The sequence below is a fragment of the Micromonospora sp. NPDC049282 genome (genome assembly GCF_043197045.1).
GTDB lineage: Bacteria > Actinomycetota > Actinomycetes > Mycobacteriales > Micromonosporaceae > Micromonospora.
The window spans coordinates 276,404-298,691 of sequence record NZ_JBICSL010000007.1; the positions used below are offsets into that span (position 1 = coordinate 276,404).

Annotated in this window: 16 protein-coding genes; 10 read left to right on the forward strand and 6 right to left on the reverse strand. The window is 73.3% G+C overall.

Translation table 11 applies throughout. From position 1 onward, the window contains the following. Nucleotides 1–69 precede the first annotated feature (69 nt). Nucleotides 70–897 carry a PIG-L family deacetylase gene (locus ACGFI2_RS14680; RefSeq protein WP_393516178.1) on the forward strand — a complete coding sequence of 276 codons (828 nt, stop codon included), beginning with the start codon at nucleotides 70–72 and terminating at the stop codon, nucleotides 895–897. Between the two features lie 18 nt (nucleotides 898–915). Here the strand turns inward: ACGFI2_RS14680 and ACGFI2_RS14685 are convergent, their stop codons facing one another. Further along, nucleotides 916–1,947 carry a glutamate--cysteine ligase gene (locus ACGFI2_RS14685; RefSeq protein WP_393516226.1) on the reverse strand — a complete coding sequence of 344 codons (1,032 nt, stop codon included), beginning with the start codon at nucleotides 1,945–1,947 and terminating at the stop codon, nucleotides 916–918. Between the two features lie 266 nt (nucleotides 1,948–2,213). Further along, the gene (glnA, locus tag ACGFI2_RS14690) at nucleotides 2,214–3,638 is read right to left on the reverse strand and encodes a type I glutamate--ammonia ligase (protein WP_393516181.1); all 1,425 of its coding nucleotides are present in this window, start codon (nucleotides 3,636–3,638) and stop codon (nucleotides 2,214–2,216) included. A 156-nt stretch (nucleotides 3,639–3,794) separates the two neighbouring features. Between glnA and ACGFI2_RS14695 the strand changes: the two genes are divergently transcribed. The 3 genes from ACGFI2_RS14695 to ACGFI2_RS14705 all read left to right on the forward strand — a co-directional run bounded on the left by ACGFI2_RS14695 (nucleotide 3,795) and on the right by ACGFI2_RS14705 (nucleotide 6,866). Continuing rightward, nucleotides 3,795–5,576 (forward strand): N-acetylglutaminylglutamine amidotransferase, encoded by a 1,782-nt coding sequence (locus ACGFI2_RS14695; protein ID WP_393516184.1) that lies wholly within the window; start codon nucleotides 3,795–3,797, stop codon nucleotides 5,574–5,576. Between the two features lie 17 nt (nucleotides 5,577–5,593). Then, a complete protein-coding gene (locus ACGFI2_RS14700; protein ID WP_393516187.1) occupies nucleotides 5,594–5,854 on the forward strand; it encodes a hypothetical protein in 261 nt (86 codons plus the stop codon). 136 nt (nucleotides 5,855–5,990) lie between these two features. After that, a complete protein-coding gene (locus tag ACGFI2_RS14705) occupies nucleotides 5,991–6,866 on the forward strand; it encodes an alpha/beta fold hydrolase (RefSeq protein WP_393516190.1) in 876 nt (291 codons plus the stop codon). 472 nt (nucleotides 6,867–7,338) lie between these two features. Here the strand turns inward: ACGFI2_RS14705 and ACGFI2_RS14710 are convergent, their stop codons facing one another. From ACGFI2_RS14710 to ACGFI2_RS14720, 3 genes are all read right to left on the reverse strand, one after another. Further along, nucleotides 7,339–7,683: a hypothetical protein gene (locus ACGFI2_RS14710; RefSeq protein WP_393516193.1), complete on the reverse strand. Its 345-nt coding sequence runs from the start codon at nucleotides 7,681–7,683 to the stop codon at nucleotides 7,339–7,341. A 305-nt stretch (nucleotides 7,684–7,988) separates the two neighbouring features. Continuing rightward, nucleotides 7,989–8,990: an Acg family FMN-binding oxidoreductase gene (locus tag ACGFI2_RS14715; RefSeq protein WP_393516196.1), complete on the reverse strand. Its 1,002-nt coding sequence runs from the start codon at nucleotides 8,988–8,990 to the stop codon at nucleotides 7,989–7,991. Between the two features lie 121 nt (nucleotides 8,991–9,111). Next, entirely contained in the window at nucleotides 9,112–10,353 is a 1,242-nt protein-coding gene (locus tag ACGFI2_RS14720; RefSeq protein ID WP_393516199.1) for a PucR family transcriptional regulator, read from the reverse strand. A gap of 84 nt (nucleotides 10,354–10,437) precedes the next feature. Between ACGFI2_RS14720 and ACGFI2_RS14725 the strand changes: the two genes are divergently transcribed. The 5 genes from ACGFI2_RS14725 (at nucleotide 10,438) to ACGFI2_RS14745 (ending at nucleotide 17,142) form a co-directional block, all read left to right on the forward strand. Continuing rightward, complete coding sequence (locus ACGFI2_RS14725; RefSeq protein ID WP_393516202.1) at nucleotides 10,438–11,529, forward strand: ferredoxin reductase; 1,092 nt, start codon at nucleotides 10,438–10,440, stop codon at nucleotides 11,527–11,529. A gap of 12 nt (nucleotides 11,530–11,541) precedes the next feature. Next, a complete protein-coding gene (locus ACGFI2_RS14730) occupies nucleotides 11,542–12,681 on the forward strand; it encodes a fatty acid desaturase family protein (RefSeq protein WP_393516205.1) in 1,140 nt (379 codons plus the stop codon). Between the two features lie 174 nt (nucleotides 12,682–12,855). Further along, the gene (locus ACGFI2_RS14735) at nucleotides 12,856–14,247 is read left to right on the forward strand and encodes a glycosyltransferase family 4 protein (protein ID WP_393516229.1); all 1,392 of its coding nucleotides are present in this window, start codon (nucleotides 12,856–12,858) and stop codon (nucleotides 14,245–14,247) included. Between the two features lie 185 nt (nucleotides 14,248–14,432). Continuing rightward, nucleotides 14,433–15,605, forward strand: a complete 1,173-nt coding sequence (locus ACGFI2_RS14740) for an alanine--tRNA ligase-related protein (protein WP_393516208.1) — start codon at nucleotides 14,433–14,435, stop codon at nucleotides 15,603–15,605. A gap of 67 nt (nucleotides 15,606–15,672) precedes the next feature. After that, nucleotides 15,673–17,142, forward strand: coding sequence for an ATP-binding protein (locus ACGFI2_RS14745; RefSeq protein ID WP_393516211.1), 1,470 nt, complete (start codon nucleotides 15,673–15,675; stop codon nucleotides 17,140–17,142). A gap of 62 nt (nucleotides 17,143–17,204) precedes the next feature. On the opposite strand, the gene ACGFI2_RS14750 is transcribed toward ACGFI2_RS14745, so the two are convergent. Then, the gene (locus ACGFI2_RS14750; protein WP_393516214.1) at nucleotides 17,205–18,566 is read right to left on the reverse strand and encodes a hypothetical protein; all 1,362 of its coding nucleotides are present in this window, start codon (nucleotides 18,564–18,566) and stop codon (nucleotides 17,205–17,207) included. A gap of 190 nt (nucleotides 18,567–18,756) precedes the next feature. Between ACGFI2_RS14750 and ACGFI2_RS14755 the strand changes: the two genes are divergently transcribed. After that, nucleotides 18,757–22,288: BTAD domain-containing putative transcriptional regulator (locus ACGFI2_RS14755; RefSeq protein WP_393516217.1), on the forward strand; the 3,532-nt coding region annotated here is incomplete at its 3' end.

Consider the following 22,288-nt stretch of genomic DNA (forward strand, 5'->3'; position numbering starts at 1 on the left):
CCTCGCTTCCGTCGCCGTCTGCGGACCGGGCAATGCTAGTGCGTCGGTGGATGCTCGTATGGTGACGGGGTGGCTGAGCGATCCCTGACCCTGATGGCGGTGCACGCGCACCCCGACGACGAGGCGACCAGCACCGGCGGCATCCTCGCCCGCTATGCGGCCGAGGGCATCACCACGGTGCTCGTGACCTGCACGGACGGCCGGTGCGGCGACGGGCCCGGCGGCGTCAAGCCGGGCGATGACGGGCACGACCCGCAGTCCGTGGTGGCGATGCGCCAGGCGGAGCTGACGGCCAGTTGCGAGGCGTTGAAGGTCACGCATCTGGAGACGCTCGACTACGCCGACTCCGGGATGATGGGTTGGGCGACAAACGACGCGCCCGGCGCGTTCTGGAACACGCCGGTGGCCGAGGCGGCCGACCGGCTGGCCGAGCTGATCCGGCGTTACCGCCCCGACGTGGTGGTCACCTACGACGAGAACGGCTTCTACGGCCACCCGGACCACATCCAGGCGCACCGCATCACCATGGCCGCGGTCGAGCGCACGGGCATCCCGGCGAAGGTCTACTGGACCACGGTGCCGCAGCGCGCGTTCCTGGAGTTCGGCAAGGTCATGCAGGAGATCGGGGTGGAGTTTCCCGAGCCGGACGCCGCCGACGAGATGCCGCCGCTCGGCCTGCCGGACGACGAGATCACCACCTGGGTGGACACCCGTGCCCACGGTGGGCAGAAGTTCGCCTCCCTGGCGGCGCACGCCAGCCAGGCGGAGAACATCTTCTTCCTGCGCCTGGGGCAGGAGCGGTTCACCGAGCTGATGGGGATGGAGACGTTCGTCCGGGTGCGCGACAGCACCGGTGCGCCGACGCCGGAGGACGACCTGTTCGCCGGTCTGCGCTGAGAGCACCGGCCGGCCCGGTCAGGCCGCGACGGTCTGCGCGGCCAGGTGATCCAGCACGGCGCGGACGTCGCCGCCGGTGTCGGCCATGATCCGGCGTTGCCGGGTGGCCCCGGTGCCGCTGCGGCGCAGCCGGTCCACCTGGCGCAGCACCAGGTCCAGGTCCCCGTGCCGGCGCAGCGCGGGCGCGACGGTGACGATCAGGTCGTCGACGAGGTCCCAGGCCGGCCTGGGCCGGCCGGTGCGCAGGTCGACCAGGTCGCCGGCGACGCCGTCGTGGGCGGCCCGCCAGTGCGCGGCGGCGACCAGGCAGTCGCGGATGCGCGGGGCGGTGACGTCGGCGCCGATCTCGTCGATCACGGTCGCGACCAGGGCCCGGACCAGCCCGGCGACGAGCACGGTGTCGTCGACGGTGGGGCAGACGTCGCCGACGCGGACCTCCACCGTCGGGTAGGCCGCTGACGGCCGCGCATACCAGTAGACCATCGCCGCGTCGAGCATGATCCCGGCGGTGATCAGGTCGCGCACGGTGGCGTCGTAGTCGGCGGCGGAGTCGAAGTGCGGCGTCGGGCCGATGCTGGGCCACCGCTCCAACTGCATCGAGCGCCAGCTCGCGTGCCCGGTGTCCCGGCCGTCGTGCAGCGGCGAGTTGGTGGTGAGCGCCTGCACCACCGGCAGCCACGGGCGCAGGTGGTTGCAGACCTGCACGGCGAGTTCCCGGTCGGGCACCCCGACGTGGACGTGACAGCCGCAGACCGCCGGATCGTGCGCCACCGGCCCGAACCGGCGGGACATGTCGTGGTAGCGCTGCTCGTCGGGGACGGTGCGGTGGGCCTCGCAGACCGGGGTGGCGCCGACCGCGACGAGCCGTGCCCCGACGGCGTCGGCCGCACGGGCGGCGGCGCGGCGCAGCGCGACGAGATGGTCCCGCAACGCCGCGAGGTCGGGGCTGACCGGGGTCACCATCTCCACCATGCTGTGCCGGAACTCCTGCCGGCTCTGTACGCGGGCGGTCCCGGAGAGCGCGTCGCGGACCTGGTCGGCGACCGGCATGCTCTCCCCGGTCAGCGGATCCAGCAGCAGGAACTCCTCCTCCACTCCGAGGGTGAGAGTGGTGGGGATCGCCGGGGTCGAGGTGGCGGTGGCGGGCCGCGGCCTCACCGGCGACCGCCGCGTCGCCCGGGCCGGGTCGGTGCGTCGTCGCTCGGCGGGGTCATGCCTCGACGGTACGAGGCCGGTGACCGTCGAGCTGCCGTTTTCGGCCGACCACCGCCCCCGCGGGCGACACGCGGGAGCGGTGGTCGACGGCGACCCCGGTGTCAGCAGTCGTAGTACATGGCGAACTCGTGCGGGGTGGGCCGCAGGCGCACCGGGTCGACCTCGTTGGCGTTCTTCCAGTCGATCCAGGTGGAGATCAGGTCGTCGGTGAAGACGCCGCCGTCGAGCAGGTAGTCGTGGTCGGCCTGAAGCGCCTCCAGCGCGTGCGAGAGCGAGCCGGGGACCTGCTTGACGTCGCCCCACTCCTCCGGCGGGAGGTCGTAGAGGTCCTTGTCGATCGGGGCCGGCGGCTCGATCTTGCTCTTGATGCCGTCCAGGCCGGCCATCATCATCGCGGAGAAGGCGAGGTAGACGTTGGCCGAGGGGTCCGGGACGCGGAACTCGACGCGCTTGGCCTTGGGGTTGCTGCCGGTGACCGGGATGCGGGTGCACGCGGAGCGGTTGCGCTGGGAGTAGACCAGGTTGACCGGGGCCTCGAAGCCGGGCACCAGGCGCCGGTAGGAGTTGATCGTCGGGTTGGTGAAGGCGAGCAGCGACGGCGCGTGGTGCAGCAGGCCGCCGATGTACCAGCGGGCGGTGTCGGACAGGCCGGCGTAGCCGGTCTCGTCGTAGAACAGCGGCTCGCCACCGCGCCACAGGCTCTGGTGGGTGTGCATGCCGGAGCCGTTGTCACCGAACAAGGGCTTGGGCATGAACGTGGCCGTCTTCCCGTGTGCCCACGCCTCGTTCTTGATCAGATACTTGAAGAGCTGGAGCTGGTCGGCGGAGTGCAGCAGGGTGGAGAACCTGTAGTTGATCTCCGACTGCCCGCCGGTGCCCACCTCGTGGTGCGAGCGCTCGACCGTGAACCCGGCGTCGACCATCCGGCGGACCATGCTGTCGCGCAGGTCGGCGTGGTGGTCGACGGGCGGGACCGGGAAGTAGCCGCCCTTGTAGGCGGTCTTGTAGCCGCGGTTGCCGCCCTCCTCGACCCGGCCGGTGTTCCAGGCGCCCTCGATCGAGTCGATGTAGTAGAACGACTGGTGCGCCGAGGTCTCGTGGCGGATGGAGTCGAAGATGTAGAACTCGGCCTCGGCGCCGAAGTAGGCGGTGTCGGCGATGCCGCTGGCGGCGAGGTAGGCCTCGGCCTTCCTGGCCACGTTGCGCGGGTCACGGGAGTAGGCCTCGCGGGTGAACGGGTCGTGCACGAAGAAGTTCAGCGCGAGGGTCTTCTGCGCCCGGAACGGGTCGATGAACGCGGTGGCCACGTCCGGGAGCAGGAGCATGTCCGACTCGTGGATCGACTGGAAGCCGCGGATCGACGAGCCGTCGAACGCGAGGCCGTCGGTGAAGACGCTGTCGTCGAAGGACTCGACCGGCAGGTTGAAGTGCTGCATCACGCCGGGCAGGTCACAGAAACGTACGTCGACGAACTTCACGTCCTCGTTCTTGAGGTAACGCAGGAGTTCCTCGGGATTGGCGAACACACGTCCTCCTGGCAGGCGTTGTTGATCATGGCCACGTCCCGTGGCCGGACCGCCCGGGGACATGGCCCGTACGGCCACCGTACGACGGCTCGCCGATCCCGGCTCGCCAACCGCCCATCCCGGGTTTCCTCCGTCACACGCCGGGTAGTCGCCGACATGTGCGGGATCAGCGGTGAGGCCCGCTTCGACGGGGCGGTCCCGGACGCCGCCGCGGTCGACCGGATGACCGAGGCCATGCGCTCCCGCGGCCCGGACGGCGAAGGCCGGTGGAGCGACGGCTGGGTGACGCTCGGGCACCGCCGGCTGACCGTCATCGACCTCTCCGAGGCCGGTGGCCAGCCGATGGTCCGCGACGACCTCGGCCTCGCCCTGGTCTTCAACGGCTGCGTCTACAACTATCCCGAGCTGCGCGACGAGCTGCGGGCCGCCGGCCACACCTTCGGCTCCACCAGTGACACCGAGGTCGTCCTGGTCGCGTACGCCCAGTGGGGTGAACGGTTCGTCGACCACCTCGTCGGCATGTTCGCCGTCGCACTGGTGGACCGGCGGCGGCGCCGGCTCGTGCTGGCCCGGGACCGGTTGGGCATCAAGCCGCTCTACCTCGCCGAGTCGCCCGGTCGGCTGCGGTTCGCCTCCACCCTCCCGGCGTTGCTCGCGGCCGGCGGCGTGGACACCGGCATCGACCCGGCGGCGCTGCACCACTACCTCTCCTGGCACTCGATCGTGCCGGCGCCGCGCACCATCCTGCGCGGGGTGCGCAAGCTCCCCCCGGCCACCGTCCGGGTGGTGGAGGCCGACGGACGGTCCCGCGAGCACGTCTACTGGCGACCCGGGTACCGGCGCGACCCGGCCCACGACGGCATGGACGCCCGCGACTGGCAGACCGCGATCGGCGACGCGCTGCGCACCGCGGTACGCCGGCGCCTGGTCGCCGACGTGCCGGTCGGGGTGCTGCTCTCCGGCGGCCTCGACTCCAGCATGATCGTGGCGCTGCTCGACGGGGCCGGGCAGCACCACCTGCAGACGTTCAGCATCGGCTTCGACAGCCGCGGCGACGAGACCGGCGACGAGTTCCACTACTCCGACCTGGTCGCCCGCGCGTTCGACACCGACCACCACCGCATCCGCCTCGCCGACGGCGACCTCGGCCCGGCGGTACGCGCCACCGTGGCGGCCATGACCGAGCCGATGGGCAGCCACGACGTGGTGGCGTTCCACCTGCTCTCCGAGCAGGTCGCCCGGCACGTCAAGGTGGCCCAGTCCGGTCAGGGCGCGGACGAGGTCTTCGCCGGCTACGGCTACCACCATCGGCTCGCCGAGGCGGCCCGGCCGGACGCGGCCGCCGAGTTCACCGCCGCGTTCTTCGACCGGGACCACGCCGGGCTGAACCGGATGGTCGACCCGGCGTACGCCTGCGACCGTGACGTCAGCGGCGAGCTGGTCGCCGCGGAGCTGGCCGCGCCGGGCGCGCAGAGCGCGGTGGACGCGGTGCTGCGCCTGGACACGCACCTGATGCTGCCGGACGACCCGGTCAAGCGGGTGGACAGCATGAGCATGGCCTGGGGGCTGGAGGTGCGGACCCCGTTCCTCGACCAGGACCTGGTGATGCTGGCCGCGGCGTGCCCGCCGGAGCACAAGCTGGCCCAGGGCGGCAAGGGCGTGCTCAAGGACGTGGCCCGGGAGGTGCTGCCGGCCGAGGTGATCGACCGGCCCAAGGGCTACTTCCCGGTGCCGGCGCTGCGCAACGTCGACGGTCCGGTGCGAGAGTTGGTGGTGGAGGCCCTGGGCGCGCCCGAGGCACGCCGGCGCGGCCTGTTCCGCCGCGCGTACGTCGACGAGCTGCTCGCCGAGCCGGACCGGGCGCAGGCGGCCGCCGGCAGCAACAAACTGTGGCAACTGGGTCTGCTGGAGCTGTGGTTGCAGTCCCACGGCGTCTGATCGGCGAAAGGAGCGCGGTGAAGTTCGTCATCGAGAGCGAGACCGACGGCCGGGTGGGTTTCACCGTGCTGGGCGGCGACGGGCAGGTGCTCGCCACCGGCCGACCCTGCCCGGACAAGGGGACGGCACTGGCCGCCATCGGGGAGCTGATGCACGGGCTGGCTGACGCGTGCATCGAGGACCACACCGAGGCCACCGCGCCGTCGCCGACCGCGACCAGCGAGATCGGCGGCGGTGACATGTCCGCCATCGGCCGTTCCGGCATCCCCCCGGTCTGACCGTCGGACCTGCGGCAGGCTGCTCACCCGACCAGTCTGGTGCATCCCGACGGGCCGGCTACCGGCTTTGCCGGCACCGGCGCGCCGGCCCGGGATCGGCGGCCGGGCGTCGTACCGGGGTCGTAGGGTCGCGGCCATGACGACGACACGGACCCACACGCTCGCCGTGCCCGGCGCCGATCTGGTCTACGACGTGCGCGGGCCGCTCCCGCCGTCGGACGGCCGCCCGGTGCTGCTGATGATCGGTCAGCCGATGACGGCGGAGGGCTTCTCGGCGCTCGTCGAGCACTTCGCCGACCGCACCGTGGTCACCTACGACCCCCGCGGCCTGGGCCGCAGCGAGCGCACCGACGGCCGGTCCGACCACGCGCCGCAGCAGCAGGCCGCCGACCTGCACCTGCTGATCGAGGCCCTCGGCGCCGGCCCGGTCGAGATCCTCGGCAGCAGCGGCGGCGCGGTGACCGGGCTGGAGCTCGTCGCCACCCACCCGGGCGACGTCGTCACGCTGGTGGCGCACGAGCCGCCGATCAACGCGGTGCTCCCCGACGCGGCGGGCGCCGAGCGGGCCCGGGCCCGCTTCCACGAGGCCTACCAGGCGAAGGGCCCGGGCGCGGGGATGGCCGACTTCATCGCCATGACGTCCTGGCAGGGCGAGTTCACCGACGACTACTTCGACCGGCCCGCCGCCGACCCGGCGGCCTTCGGCCTGCCCGCCGACGACGACGGCACCCGCGACGATCCGCTGCTGTCGAGGAACTCGTGGGCGGTCACCGACTACCGCCCCGACGCGGCCCGGCTCGCCGCCGCGCCGACCCGCATCGTGGTCGCGGTCGGCGAGGAGTCCGCCGGCACCTACACCGCGCGCACCGCGCTGGGCACGGCGGCGCTGCTCGGGCAGGAGGCGGTGGTGTTCCCCAGCCACCACGGCGGCTTCCTCGGCGAGCACTCCGGCTACGCCGGCAAGCCGGCGGAGTTCGCCGCCCGGCTCCGCGAGGTCCTGGCCGGCGGCTAGCCCGGCCCGTACCCTGTCTGCCGTCGCGTCCTCGCGTCCTCGCGTCCTCGCGGCCGCTCGGGCTGCGCGGGCTGCTCGGGCCGCCGACCCGCTCGTGCCGCCTGGGTTCTCGCCACCCCTCGCGTGACCGCGTCTAATCGTCACCGAAGGTGAGCGAGATGGCGGGCCCGCGATCCCGCACCCCGCCGCCTTTGCTCTGCAGCCATCGACGCATTGGTGACGTATGGCTACTGCTGCGCGGAAGGCTGCAGAGCAAAGGCGGTGACCGGCTCGCCCCGAAGCAGCGATGCTGACCGCATACTCCCTGCTCAGAGCGGCTTGACGTCAAGTGGTCGCCACTCCGGGCCCGCGGATCGCCGCTACTCGAAGTGACCGCCCTGGCGGCGTGTCAGCCTTCACCGAGCGTGATCGATCCGGCGTCGTCGCCGGCCTGCGAAGGCCCGCACGCGAGCGAGGGTCAGCCGATCGGCGGTCAGGCGTTCCGCCAGGCCTCGACCAGATCGGGCACGGACGCGTATCGCGCGCCCGGGTCGGCTCGGGTGGCCCGGTCCACGACCGCCGCGGCGCGGGCGTCGCCCCGCCAGCCGGACGGCGCGTCGAGCAGGTGGCGCAGCGTGCGGCCCAACGCGTGGACGGTGGTGCGCTCGTCAATCACCGAGCCGCGGGTCAGTTCCTCCGGCGAGAGGTAGCGGCGGGACCCCGGCAACCGCTCGGAGTCCAGGGTGAACGGTCCCGGCCGGTACTCGTCCAGGTCGATCAGCCGCATCCGGCGCGCGTCGAAGTCGTAGAGGAAACAGCCGTCGTACAACGGTGCCATCGCACCACGGGTACACCAGCGTCGGCCCGTCGGTGCCGTCGCGCACCAGCTCCGGTCGGACGATTGCCGGGTGCCGGACGGCGGCGTGCAGCCCGAGGGCCCGGGTCAGCGAGGCCCGCGCCCGCGGCGTCCGGCCCCGCTTGACGAACCAGCGCCGGCCCGCCGCCTCGACGCCGTAGGAGACGCAGCCGGAGTCCTGGTCGCCGAAGACCACGAACGCGTCGGCCGGATTCAGCTCGAACACCCGCCGAGGTTAGCGCCAGGGCGCGGGCGTGCGACGCCCGTCGCCACGATCGTCCTTGTGCTCACTGCGGCGCGACCACCTCGATGACCTCGGCGGGCGCGCGGCGCGGAGCCGGCGGCAGATCCGCGTCCGGCCCCCAGCCGACCCGCACCACCAGGTAGGGGTCGCCGATGCCGGAGAGCAGGTCGCGCATCATCCGCCGCGGCCAGGCCAGCTCGATCGCGTCGCTGAGCGGCGCGCCGGCCAACCCCTCGGCGGTCGCGGTGAGCAGCAGCGCCGACAGCGCCTCGCCGCCGCGCAGCCAGGCCGCCGGCTCGTCGCGGTCACCGAACAGGATCAGGTACGCCGCGCCGCGGTCGAAGTCCGCGCCGGCGGTCAGCCCGGCCGCCCCGCCGGGGGCGTGGTCGCGCAGCGGGACGCGCCGTGGCGCGGGCCGGACCGCGGTGGTCGTGGGCACGCCGTCGCCGCTGCCCGCCGGGCGGTTGGTCCACCGACGCAGCTCCTCCCGGTACGCCGGGTCGGCCAGCTCCGCGTCGGCGGCGCGACCGGTGGACACGGCCAGCATCGGCATCTGGTCCGGGCGGACCACGTGCAGGTGCGCGCCCTGCGCCTCGACGGCGTCGGTGAGCCGGGTCAGCACCGGCTCGGGCACCGGCCGGTCGCCGTACGCGCGTCGGTCGGTGCGACGGCGCGGGATCGCGTCGACGAGCTGGAGCGCCGGTACGTCCAACGCGGTCGGGCCGGTGGCGCGCAGCCGGGCCAGCAGCGTCGGGTCGGCCGGGTCGGGCAGCCGCTCGACGGTGACCGCCCAGCCGGTGGCGGCGAGCGACACCCGGGCGTGGTGCAGCGCCGCGCCGCAGCTCAGGATCAGCAGCCGGCCGTCCGGGTCGGTGTGGGCGAGCTGCCGGGCCGGGTCGGCGCGCAGCTCCAGCGTGTCCGCGTCGACTCGCCAGCGCCAGGGCTGGGTGTTGAACACCGAGGGGGCGTGCAGGGACTGTCGGGCCGCCGTCTCCAGCACCCGTACCGTCTGGGTCTGCTCCGTGCGGGTCGATGAGCGGTCCATGGCGGCGCCTCCTCGTTCCTCGTCCCCTCCCGAGCCTGCCCCGCGCCGGCGCGACCGGACAGGGCCGGAGGACCCGTGCCGCCGAGCCCTGCGCCCCGGGTGTCAAGCGGGGGCCGCTGCTCTACCGGAGGCGTTGGGCGGGGGCCCCTCCTTGCTCGGGTGGGACGGCGAGGGCGATGGTGAGGTCGAGGACGGTGGCCGGCTCGTGCAGCCGGTCGCCGAACAGCTCCCGAAGCTTGCCCATCCGGTAGCGGACGGTCTGCGGGTGCACGAACAGGTCCGCCGCCACCTCGTCGCGGCGTCCCTGGTGCAGCAGCCACGACCGCAGCGTCTCGGCGAGCCGGTGCGCGGTGGCCGGGGGCAGCGCGGCGAGCGGGGCCAGCGCCTGGGCACGCAGGTCGGCCAGCGCCTCCGGGTCCATGCTGAGCAACAGCGCTGCCAGGTGACGCTCGGTGTCGACCGGCCCGGCGTCCGGCTCGCCGAGGCCGAGCGCGAGGGCCCGGGTGGCGCGTTGGTAGGACGCGGCGACCCGGTGCCAGGGGCGGGCCGGGCCGAGCACCGCCCGGTGCCCGTGCAGCAGCCGGACCAGTTGCCGGCGCCGGCCGCCGTGCGCGTCCGGTACCAGCAGCACCGCCAGCTCCTCGGCCGGACGCATGCCGGGCAGGTCCTCCCCGCTCTCCAGCGTCTGCGGGCCGAGCAGGGCGAGCACCCCGCGCAGGTGCCGGCGGGGCAGCAGCACCACGGTCAGCGTCTGCGGCGGCGGCCAGTCGGCCCGCTCCGCGCTGCGTCGCAGCGACTCCTCCGGCTCGCCGGCGAGCAACTGCCGGGTGAGCCGTTCCACGTCCCGGCGGCGCACCCGGCCGGCACTGGCCAGCTCGTCTGCGTGCCCGGCCACGCTGGCCGCGGACAGCTCGTCGATGTACGCGAACATCAGCTCGGCGAACTCGGCCACCGTCTCGGCGGCCAGCCCGCTGCGCACGGTGGTGGTGGAGACCTCCCGCCAGGCCACCCGGGCGCCCACCCGGTACGCGGCGAGCAGCGCGTCCATGCTCCGTCCGGAGCGGGCCTCGCCGCTGCCCAGCGCGTACGCGGCCTCCAGCGCGGGGGCCAGGGGAGTGCTCGGGTCGAACGCCTGGGTACCCTCGATGAGCTGGAGGAACGTGCCCAGCGCGATGCGTACCGCGTTCTCGATCTTCTCGCGCATGGCGCCGGTGAGCGCGCCGGAGTAGTCCGGCACCTCGGCGGTGATCGCGGTGACCGTCCGCTCGGCGACCATCGGCAGCCGGCCCCGCAGCGTCGCCGCCACCTCGACGTCGAGATCGAGATGGGCGGCCCGCTGCCCGGTCCCGCTCTCCTGCGTCATCGTTGTTCCCTTCGAACAAAAACCTGTGACCGTTTCACCTTTGCCGGTCAAGATGTTATGCGATTGCGCGGTCACGCTGGTCATATGACCACAACTGCCCCCCGCCGCTCCCAGAAGGTCTCCTTCCGGGACAGGCTGCTGCGGCTGGCCGGCACGGTCACCACCCCACTGTTGCCGGGCGACTACCTCGACATGGTCGCGCCGTTGCGCGCGGGCGCGCCGCTGCGTGGCCGGATCGTCGCCGTCCGCCCGGAGACCCGGGACGCGGCGACGCTGGTGATCCAGCCGGGTCGCGGCTGGCGGGGCCACCTGCCGGGGCAGTACGTGCGCCTCGGCGTGGACGTCGACGGGGTGCGCCAGTGGCGCGCGTACTCGGTCACCTCGGCGCCGGGCGCGGCGGACGGCCGGATCGCCGTCACCGTGAAGGCGATCCCGGACGGCAAGGTCAGCAACCACCTGGTCCGCCGGATCCGGCCCGGCACGATCGTCCAGCTCGACCAGGCGCAGGGTGACTTCGTGCTCCCCGCGGCCACGCCGGAGCGGGTCCTCTTCCTGACCGCCGGCAGCGGCATCACCCCGGTCATGGGGATGCTCCGCGCCGGGCTCACCGAAGAAGCCGACGTGGTGCTGGTGCACTCGGCGCCGACCCGCGACGACGTCATCTTCGGCGCGGAGCTGCGGGCGCTGGCCGAACGCGGCGCGGTACGCCTGGTCGAGCGGCACACCGCCACCTCCGGCCTGCTCGACGTGACCGAGCTGGACGAACTCGTACCCGACCACGCGCAGCGGCACACCTGGGCCTGCGGCCCGGTCGGCCTGCTGGACGCGGCCGAGACGCACTGGGCGGCGCGGGGGGCCGCCGAGTTGTTGCACACCGAGCGGTTCCGCCCCACGGTGATCACACCGGGCGAGGGCGGGAAGGTGAATTTCACCGTCGCCGGGGTAACAGTTCAGGCTGACGGTGCCACCACACTGCTCGACGCGGGGGAGAACGCGGGGGTGCTCATGCCCTCGGGCTGCCGGATGGGGATCTGTTACGGCTGCGTCGTGCCGCTGCGCCAGGGCGCGGTGCGCGACCTGCGCAACGGCGACGTCACCACGGCTGTGCCGGGTGACGGCGTGCGGATCCAGACCTGCGTCTCGGCGGCAGCCGGTACCTGCGACATCGAACTCTGAGGAGCCACCGACGTGACCGTGATCCAGAAGAAGGCCGACAACCCGATCGCCCACCTGAGCGCCGAGGACATCGAGATCATCGGCAAGGAGCTGGACGCGATCCGGGACCGGGTGGTCGCCGACCGGGGGGAGCGGGACGCCCGCTACATCCGCAAGGTGATCAAGACCCAGCGGACGCTGGAGATCAGCAGCCGCGCGGTGCTGCTGTTCTCGCTGTTCCCGCCGGCCTGGATCGCCGGCACCGCCGGGCTCACCATCGCCAAGATCCTCGACAACATGGAGATCGGGCACAACGTCCTGCACGGCCAGTGGGACTGGATGCGCGACCCGAAGATCCACTCCACCACCTGGGACTGGGACCACGTCTCCCCGGCCGACCAGTGGAAGCAGTCGCACAACGAGCTGCACCACCGCTACACCAACGTGGTCGGCAAGGACAACGACCTCGGGTACGGCATCATGCGCGTCGACGAGGACCAGCCGTGGCACCCGATGCACCTGGGCCAGCCGGTGTGGAACCTGCTCAACGCCGCCTTCTTCGAGTACGGCATCGCCGCGTACGACATGGAGCTGGGCGACCACCTCAAGCAGAAGCGGTTGAAGGACCCGAAGTTCCGGGCCAAGGCGAAGGCGGTCGGCCGCAAGATCCGCAAGCAGGTGCTCAAGGACTACGTGGTGCACCCGCTGCTCTCCGGCCCGTCGTTCCTGTCCACGCTCGCCGCCACCTTCACCGCCAACCTGATCCGCAACGTGTGGAGCCACTCGGTGATCATGTGCGGGCACTTCCCGAACGGCGTGGAGACGTTCGAGAAGACCTCCATTGAGGGCGAGACGCGCGGCGAGTGGTACCTGCGGCAGATGCTCGGCTCGGCCAACATCAGCGGTCCCCGCCTGCTGCACATCATGACCGGGAACCTGTCCTTCCAGATCGAGCACCACCTCTTCCCCGACCTGCCGAGCAACCGCTACCAGGAGATCGCCCCGCAGGTGCGGGCGCTGTTCGACAGGTACGGGCTGCGCTACACCACCGGCCCGCTGCCCAAGCAGGTCGCCTCCGCCTGGTGGAAGGTCATCCGCCTGTCGCTGCCCAACCGGCGCGACGGCCGGCAGCCGGTCGCGCCGGGTCCGCTGGTTCCCTCCGGCGCCGCCTGACCGGCACGTGCACGGCCGGTGAACATCCACCCACCGGCCTCCGCACAATCGGTGTCTTCGCAGCTCAGGCCGCATTCCGCAGCCGTCGGGCCGGCCCCGTGCCCCCGTACACTCGCGCCCATGCCGACGCAGCGGGACGCCGCGACGCCGCCGGGCACCGGCCGGCGGGTGGTGATGCTCGTCGACAACGCGGTCGAGGGCGACTCGCGGGTGCAGAAGGCCGCCCGGTCCGCCGCCGACGCCGGTTGGCACGTCACCCTCCTCGGCTGCGCCCGCACCGGCGCCGAGCGCCGATGGCATCTCGGCGACGCCGAGGTACGGGTGCTGCCGCTGGACGCGCCCCGCGTCGTCCCCACCGACGTGCGCGCTCCACGCGGCGTCGTGTCCGGCCTGCGTGGCCGGTTGGTGGCGCGCGGCGGGCTGCCGTTGCGGGCCGTCCGGCTGGCCCGCCGGCCGGTGGAGCACGCCCGGGTCCGCTACTGGCGGGTCTGGCTGGGCGACCGGGCCTGGCGCCGGCTGGAGCCGGGACTCTGGGACTACGAGCGGGTCGCCGGCCCGGTCCTCGACGGCCTGCGCCCCGACCTGATCCACGCGCACGACTTCCGGATGCTCGGCGTGGCCGCCCGCGCGGTCGACCGCGCCCGTGCGGGGGGACGCGTCGTGAAGCTGGTCTGGGACGCGCACGAGTGGCTGCCCGGCGCGCGGCCCCGGCGCGACAACGCCGGCTGGCTGCCCGCCCACCTGGGCTACGTCCGCGAGTACGTCGACCACGCCGACGCGGTCGTCACCGTCTCCGACACGCTCGCCGAGCTGCTGGTCCGCGACTATGACCTGCCGGAGCGTCCCACCGTCGTGCTCAACGCGCCGGTCGTCGAGGCGGAACCGGCCGGCGGGGCCGCCCCCGACCTGCGGGTCCGCTGCGGCGTGGCCGCCGGCGCCCCGCTGCTCGTGTACAGCGGTGCGATGGCGGTCCAGCGCGGCGTGGACACCGTGGTCGAGGCGCTGCCCCGACTTCCCGGCGTACACCTGGCGCTGGTCGTCGCCGACCCGGCCGCCGGATACGTCCGCCAGGTGACCGCCCGGGCCGTCCGGCGTGGCGTGGCCGACCGGGTGCACGTGGTGCCGTACGTGCCGCACCGGCAGCTCGTCGCGTTCCTCGCCACCGCCGACGTCGGGCTCATCCCGCTGCACCACTGGCCCAACCACGAGATCGCGTTGATCACCAAGTTCTTCGAGTACGCGCACGCGCGGCTGCCGATCGTGGTCAGCGACGTCCGCACCATGGCCGACACGGTCCGGGCCACCGGGCAGGGCGAGGTGTTCCGTGCCCGGGACGCCGCCGACCTCGCCCGCGCCATCCGGGCGGTGCTCGCCGACCCGGCCCGTCACCGCGCCGCCTACGAGGGTCCGAACTCACCGCTGCCCACCTGGACGTGGGAGGCGCAGGCCGAGCGCCTGGACGCCCTCTACCGCCACCTGCTCACTCCCACCCCCGTCCCCGGGGGTGGGGTGGGGTGGGTGGGGGTGGGAGGAAAGGGGTGGGCGGGAGGGGAGGGGGTGGGCTAGCGTGGGGGCATGCAGAGCAGGCGATCAGTCACCGCCGCGGCCGCGCGAGCTTTCCGCTCGCCGGTTGCCGCCGCCTGATCTGCCCTCACCCCCACGCCGGCGACCGGAAACGGTCCGCCGGCGTCGTCGTGTCACGCCACCTTTCGGCGGATCGTCCGGACGCCCGTACCCGGAAGGCACCCGCCATGACACCCGACGAGATCATCCGCATCTTCGAGGACCACTACCACCGCCTCGGCCACTCCGACGCGCCGGAGAGTTCCCTGGTGCCACCGCCCGGCGACCCGGTGCTGTTCACCACGTCCGGCATGCACCCGCTCACGCCGTACCTGCTGGGGCGCCCGCACCCGGGCGGACACCGCCTGGTCAACGTGCAGCGGTGCCTGCGCACCACCGACCTGGACGAGGTCGGCGACCGCACCCACCTGACCGTGTTCCAGATGCTCGGCTCCTGGTCGCTCGGCGACTACGACATCGCGACCAGCCTGCGCTGGGGCTTCAATCTGCTCACCGACGGCTACCGCATCCCACCGGGGAAGCTGCACGCGACGGTCTTCGGCGGCGACGAGCACCTCGGCCCGGACGAGACCGCGCGGGAGACGTGGACCGCGCTCGGCGTGCCGGTGGAGGCGCTCGGCCAGGACAACTGGTGGTCCAACGGCCCGACCGGCCCGTGCGGGCCCGACTCGGAGATCTTCGTCTGGACCGGCGACGGGCCGCCGACCGGCACGCCGAGCGGCGACGAGCGCTGGGTGGAGGTGTGGAACCACGTGCAGATGCGCTACCACCGCCACCCCGACGGCCGGCTCACGCCGTTGCCGCTGTCCAGCATCGACACCGGGATGGGGCTGGAACGGCTGGAGATGGTGCTGCGCGGCGACCGGTCCGTGTTCACCGGCGACGGCCTGACCCCGTGGGTGGGCGCGGTCCGCGACGCGTGGGACCTGCCCGAAACGGACCTGCGCGTGGTCACGGACCACCTGCGTTCGGCGGTGGTCGTGCTCTCCGACGGGGTACGCCCGGGCAACACCGGCCGGGGCTACGTGCTGCGCCGGCTGCTGCGCCGCGCGCTTACCGTGCTGTGGCGCGACGACCCGACGCGGAGCCTGGGCGAGCTGCCGCTCACCGGGTACGCGGACACGCTGCGCCGGTTCCGCCGGCCGGTCGACCCCGGCCCGCCGCGTGAGCTGCTGTGCGACGAGGAGCGCCGGTTCCGGGAGCTGCTGCGGCGCGGCCGGCCACTGGTCGACCGGGTGCGCGCGGGGGGTCCGCTGACCGAACGCGACTACCACTGGCTGCACGACACCCACGGGCTGCCCCGCGACCTGGTCGACGGCCTGCTCGCCGACGCGGGCTGAGCGGTGGCCGCCCGGCCCGGCGGGTGCCAGACTCGTCCTCACACGTCGCCGCGAGGGAAGAGGACCCATGACCGGGTACGAGGTGCGGCCGGACGAGGAGACGGTGCCACTGCTCGGCGCCGAGGTGCGCATCACCGACCCGGCCGGGCTGCTCACCGCCGCCCAGGACGGTCCGGTGGAGTTGCTGGCCGGCGCGAGCTTCCCCGCCCCGGTGCGGGAGGCCCGCTGCGCCGTGCGCGCCGACACCGCCGACGGGCGGCCGATGCACCACTTCGAGGCGTACCTGCGGGTGGAGGCTGCGCCGGCCGGCCTGCTCGCGCTCGGGCTGGCCGGGCCGGTCGGCCTGCTGCTCGCCGAGCGGCTGGCCGCGCGCGGCGGCGACGGCCCGGCCGCCGTGGTGGGCCGGGCCGCGGCCGGGGCGGGCCGCCGTCTCGGGCTGCGGCCCACCGGCACCGCCCTGGTCACGCCGCCGCGCGACCCGGCCGGCCGGGCGGTGCTGGCCGCCGCCGAGGCCGCCGGCGTGCGACCCCGCGTCGATCAGGAGAACGGCACGGTACGCATCCGCGCCGACGTGCCCAGCGCCGAGGTGGGACCGGAGCACCTGCGTGCCGTGCTCGGCCTGCTGTTCCAGGCGGTACGCGAACTCACCGGCGACAGCGTCGAGCCGACGGTGCTGCGCGGACGGACGTACCTGGTGGGGCGGCGACCGGTCGCGGTGGCCGCGCCGCGCAGCTCCACGGTGACCCTCGACCAGGTCGGCGGGCTGGCCGACGTGGTCGCCCGGTTCCGCGAGGTGGCGGTGTCGTTCCGGCACCCGCAGGCGATGGCCCGCTGGGGTGCGCGCCGGCCGCAGGGCATCCTGATGTACGGGCCGCCGGGCACCGGCAAGACCATGCTGGCCCGGGCCCTCGCGAACGAGGTCGGCGCGGACTTCGTGGAGATCCGCACGCCGGAGATCCTGGACAAGTACCTCGGTGGCTCCGAGCGCAACATCAAGCGCATCTTCCGCGACGCCCGCCGCTACCGCCGGCCCACCGTGATGCTCTTCGACGAGTTCGACTCGATCATCAGCTACGCCGGCGCCGGCGGTGACGCGGCCAGCCAGGCGGTCAACGCCGTCGCCGGCATCTTCAAGCAGGAGATGAACACGCTGTTCGAGGAGAACCCCGACGTCATCGTGGTGGCCACCACCAACTTCCCGCAACGCGTCGACGCCTCGCTGATCCGCTCCGGCCGTTTCGACCTGAAGATCGCCATCCCCGCGCCGGACGAGGCCGGCCGCGCGGAGATCCTCGGCAAGATGATCCGGGAGCTGATCGACCGGCACGAGCGCACCGGCTTCCGGATGTTCGCCGACGACGTGGACCCGGCCGCCCTCGCCGCCGACACCGCCGGGCTCACCGGCGCCGACCTGCGCGAGGCGCTGCGCCGGGTGCAACTCGCCAAGGCGTTGCGGGAGGCCACCGAGGGCGCACCGCCCGCCCCGATCGGCCAGGACGACCTGCGGGAGGCCGTCGCCGCGCTGCGCCGGGGCTGACACCGTCCGGGCATGCCACGGCGGCGGGACCCGGTGGTGTCCGGGTCCCGCCGCTGTGGTGGTCAGATGCCGTAGATGAACTGGGTGTCTACGGGGCCTCCGTTGTTGGTGTTGCGGAGGTAGACGGTGTTGTTGCCGGGGCGGCGGACGCCGGGGGTGGTGTTGCTGTTTTTGATCCAGCGGCCGGGGACGGCGATGTCGCCGGAGGGTCCGTGGCCGAAGATGAATTCGTGGTCGGTGGTGTTGGTGGCGGTGGTGGTGCCGTTGGTGAGGTACCAGGTGGAGTTGGTGGGTCGGAAGACGCCGACGGAGTCGTAGCCGTTGTTGTTCCAGTCGCCGGCGACGGGTTGGTCGCCGGAGGGTCCGTGGCCGAATTTGAATTCATAGTCGGTGCTGGTGGTGCCGTTGGTGAGGTACCAGGTGGAGGTGCTGGGTCGGAAGACGCCGACGGAGTCGCCGCGGGTGTTGTCCCAGTTGCCGGCGACGGGTTGGTCGCCGGAGGGTCCGTGGCCGAATTTGAATTCGTAGTCGGTGTCGTTGGTGCTGCTGGTGGTGCCGTTGGTGAGGTAGAAGGTGGAGTTGCTGGGTCGGTAGACGCCGACGGAGTCGCCGCCGGTGTTGTCCCAGTTGCCGGCGATGGGGATGTCGCCGGAGGGTCCGTGGCCGAATTTGAAGATGCGGGTGGCGTCGCCGCTGTTGGTGTCGCGGAGGTAGAAGGTGGAGGTGCTGGGTCGGAAGACGCCGACGGTGTCGACGCCGTCGCCGTTCCAGTCACCCGAGATCGGCACGTCCTCCGGCGACACGTCCTCCAGGATGTTGTCGTAGCGGACCGGGGTGTAGAGGCCGGCGTTGCCGGCGGTCCAGGTGCGCTCGATGGTGTTCGCGCTGCCGGTCTGCTCGATGACCACCGGCTCCGTGTGCGCCGAGTTGCCCCACTTCACGAACAGGGCGACGTGGTTCTCCTCGCGGTCACCGGTGTGCCGGAGCAGAGCATCGCCCGGCGCCAGGTCGGCGCGTGCGATCGGGTGCGACCGGGTACTCAGGTTGCCGGTCCAGAAGTCGTCTCCCGCCCCGCCGAGACCCCACGCCATCGCGACGAAGCCCGAGCAGTCGGTGCGGTAGTCGCCGTACTGGTTCTTGTAGCAGCGGTTCTGGCTGTAGGGGACGCCACCCACGCTGAGCCAGCTACGGGCCCGGCTGACCGCGTCCGACCGCTGCATGGCCTTGTCCGGTCCGTTGTTGTCGCACGGCAGCGGCGTGGTGCTCACCGCGGCGGCCGCTCCGGCGCGCGGCGACAGGCCCGGGTACTCGGGCAGTGGCGGGTCGCCCGGCACGGTGGTGGCGGCCAGGCGCGCCGCCGGGGTGTCGAGCGCGGCCGATGCCGCTACCGGCATCGAGACGACGGCCGCGGCCAGCACGACCACCGGCACCAGTGTCCGGCGGGCCAGTGAAGCGCACCGTCGAGCGGATGAGTGCAATGTGTTCTCCTCCCGTGTTTCGGCGAGCTGCCGCCCGCCCTGTGACGAGTGTGGAGAGCGCTCCTGACGTACGGCTGGAGGGACAGATCCTGTAGTGGACCTCGTACTACGATCCGTCCGAACACGGGGGAGTCGAATGGATGATCTCAGACATGAGGGCCTGGGTGACCTGCTACGGAGCGCACGGGTCGGCCGTGGCCTGACCCAGGCGGACCTCGCGGACCAGGCAGGGGTCAGCGTCGGCGTGGTGCGCGACCTCGAACAGGGGCGCAGCGGGAGACCGCGGGGGCGCTCGCTGCGCGCCCTCGCGGATGCCCTGGGGCTGCACCACGAAGACCGTGAGCGGTTCACGCAGCTGGCCCGACCGCCGCAGCGGGACCGGGTCGAGGCGGCGGGCCCAGCCGGCGTCCGGGTGCTGGGGCCGCTGCTGGTCACCCGGGCCGGCCGGTCCGCCGATCTCCGCGCCGGCCGGCACCGCGTCGTGTTGGCGCGCCTCGCGCTGGAGCCCGGCCGGTCGGTCAGCCGGGACGAGCTGGTCCACCTGCTGTGGGGAGAGCGACCCCCGCCGTCGGCGGCCAACGTGGTGCAGACCCATGTGAGCCGGATCCGCCGTCTGCTGGAGCCGAGGCTTCAGTCCGACCGGCCGCCGGCGGTGACCCTCGAGTCGGGTGGATACCGGCTGCACGTCGACGGCGAGCAACTCGATCTCGTGGCCTACCGGTCGCGCCTGGCCGAGGCCGCTTCGCCGGCCCTTCCGCCCCGACGCGCCTTCGACCTGCTCCTCGACGCGTCGAACATGTGGCGCGGTGACGACGCCGTCCAGGACGTGCCGGAACTCTCCGGGGATCCGCTGGTCACGGCACTGGCCGAGGAGCGCGTGGAGGTCGCCGTGCGGCTGGCGCGTCTCGGCGAGGTGGTCCGCGAACAGCGGCAGGTCCTCCCGCTCCTGCGCCGGCTGGCGGGGCGCTACCCGTGGCACGAGTCGCTGCACGCGCGACTGGTGGTCGCGCTCGCGGCCTGCGGACAGCAGGCCGCCGCGATCGAGGCCTTCGAGAGTGTCCGCCGGCGGCTCGCCGAGGAACTGGGCATGGACCCCGGAGCCGAGCTGGTCGACGCGCGGCAGGCCGTGGTCAGCGGACAGAGCGTGCAGGCCGGCGGCACTCCGGCGGCGAACGGCGGTGCGGTCACGCCGCGGCAGACCCCGGCGCCGCCGGCGGACTTCTGCGGACGCGCCGAGGAACTCCGAGGGATCGAGCGGGCGCTGCGCTATCCGCGTGGCGGATCGCCGGTCGTCCACGTCATCTCCGGCATGGCCGGTGTCGGCAAGACCAGCCTCGCCCTGATGGCGGCGTGGGGAGTGCGCCGCGACTTCCCGGACGGCCAGCTCTACCTCGACCTGCGCGGCAACGACGACCGGCCGGTCCCGGTCGGGTACGCCCTGGCGCGGCTGCTGCGGGCGCTCGGCGTCGAGGCGCGCGCCGTCCCCGGTGACGAGGCGGAGGCCGCCGCGCTCTACCGGAGCGTCCTCGCCGACCGACGGGTGCTGGTCGTGCTCGACAACGCGCACAACGCCGCCCAGATCCGCCTGTTGCTGCCCGGCCCGGGCGGGAACGCGGTGCTGGTCACCAGCCGCAGCCAGTGCGAGGAGTTGGACGGCGCGGTCACCACGCTCCTGCCGGTGTTCACGCCGGAGGAGGCACTGGGCCTGCTGCGGGCAGAGCTGGGGGAGGCCCGCGTCCGGACCGAGCACCGGGACGCCGAGGCGCTTGTCGAGGCGTGCGGCCGGTTGCCCATCGCGGTGCGGTTGGTAGCGGGCCGGTTGGCGGGCCGGCGGAAAAGCATGATCGCCGAGGTGCTGCGAGGGCTGACCGACGAACGGTCGCGGCTCGCCCGACTGAGCCTCGGCGAACGTACCGTGACGAGCAGTTTCGCGATCAGTTGCCGAGACCTGCCGCCGATGGCGACCCAGGTGTTCCAGGCCGCCGCGCTGATCCCGGGGGAGAACTTCTCGGCCGACGCGGTCGCTGCCGTGCTCGGCGTCGAGCCCCGGGCCGTCCGCGCGGCGCTGGACCATCTCGTCGCGGAGAACCTGCTCCACCCCAGCGGTGTGGACCGCTACCGCTACCACGACCTGCTGCGACTCTACGCGCTGCGGGACGGTGAGAACCGGGAGTCATCCGTCGACCGCACCGCCGCGTTGGGCCGGCTCTACACCTGGTACCTCGCGCGGACCGCGTCCGCGATGAGCCTGGTCTACGCCGACATGGTGCGGCTGCCGATCGACGTCGACCCGATCGAGAACCCGTTCCCCGACATCGATGCCGCGACGGCGTGGCTCGGTGAGGAGGTGGGCAGTCTCATCGCCGCCGTCGAATCGGCGCCGGAGGACGGGCACGGCGCACGGTCCTGGGAGTTGGCCGACCAGCTCCGCGGGTACTTCTTCGTCTCGGGGGACGTGGTCGCCTGGCTGGCGAGCGGGTCGGCCGGGCTCGCCGCCGCGCAGGCCGCGGGTGACGTACGGGCCCAGGCCGCCATGCATCAGACCATCGGGCAGGCGCACTGGGCGGCCGGCAAGCATCACCTCGCCGCCGACGCCTACCGCCGGGGCATCGCCGCTGCCCACGCCAGCGGCTGGCTCGTCGGCGAGGCGTACCTGTCGCACAACCTCGGGCTCGTGCAGGCCGAGTTGGGTCACCCGGACGAGGCTCAGGAGCTCTACCAGCGGGCGCTGGACCTCGGCACCGGACCCGAGTTCCACCACGTCCGGGCGGTGACGTTGAACGACCTGGGCACCCTGTGCCACGAACGGGGCCAGCTCACCGAGGCGGCCGACCATTTCCGGGCGGCGCAACAGTTGAACGAGCGGTCGGCGCGCCACCTGTCGGCGATGGCCAATCGGCACAACCTGGCGATGGTCCTGCGGCAGTCGGAGGACTTCGAGCCGGCACGCGCCCACTTCGAGGCCGCACTCGACTACTACCGGCGTACCGGCTCGACGCTGCGCGAGTTGTCGGTGCTCGATGAGCTGAGCCAGCTCGACCGACAGGTGAACGAGTGGGTGTCCGCGGTGCACAACGCCGCCGAGGCGCTGCGGCTCGCCCGGAAGCTGCGCAACCTGCGGGCCGAGGCGGCCACCCTCAACACGCTGGGCTTCGCGCTGTTGGGCAGCCGGGCCGAGGCGGCCACCCTCAACACGCTGGGCTTCGCGCTGTTGGGCAGCCGGGCCGTCGATGAGGCCCGCGCCCGGTTCACCGACAGCCTGTCGATCAGCCGGAACCGTGGCTTCCGATACTTCGAGTGCCAGGCGGCCATCGGTCTCGCGGAGGCCGCCCTGCTCGACGGCGCCGCCGAGGAGGCCCACCGGACAGCGGAGGACGCGCTCCTGATCGCCTCCCGCAACGCCTACCGGGTACTGCACAGCGATGCCCTCATCGTGCAGGCCAAGGTGGCGATTCGGCAGGGTGAGCCGGACACGGCCCGACGGCACTGCGAGGCCGTCCGGGAGCTGCTCGGGACGACGGCGCTTCCGGACCGGGCGCGCGAGTGCGACGCGATCGAGGAACGGTTGACCCCACTGCCGCGGCGGGGGGGGGGGGGGGGGGGGGGGGGGGGGCCCCCGGGGGGGGGGGGGGGGGGGGGGGGGCGGGGGGGGGTGGGGGGGGGGGGGT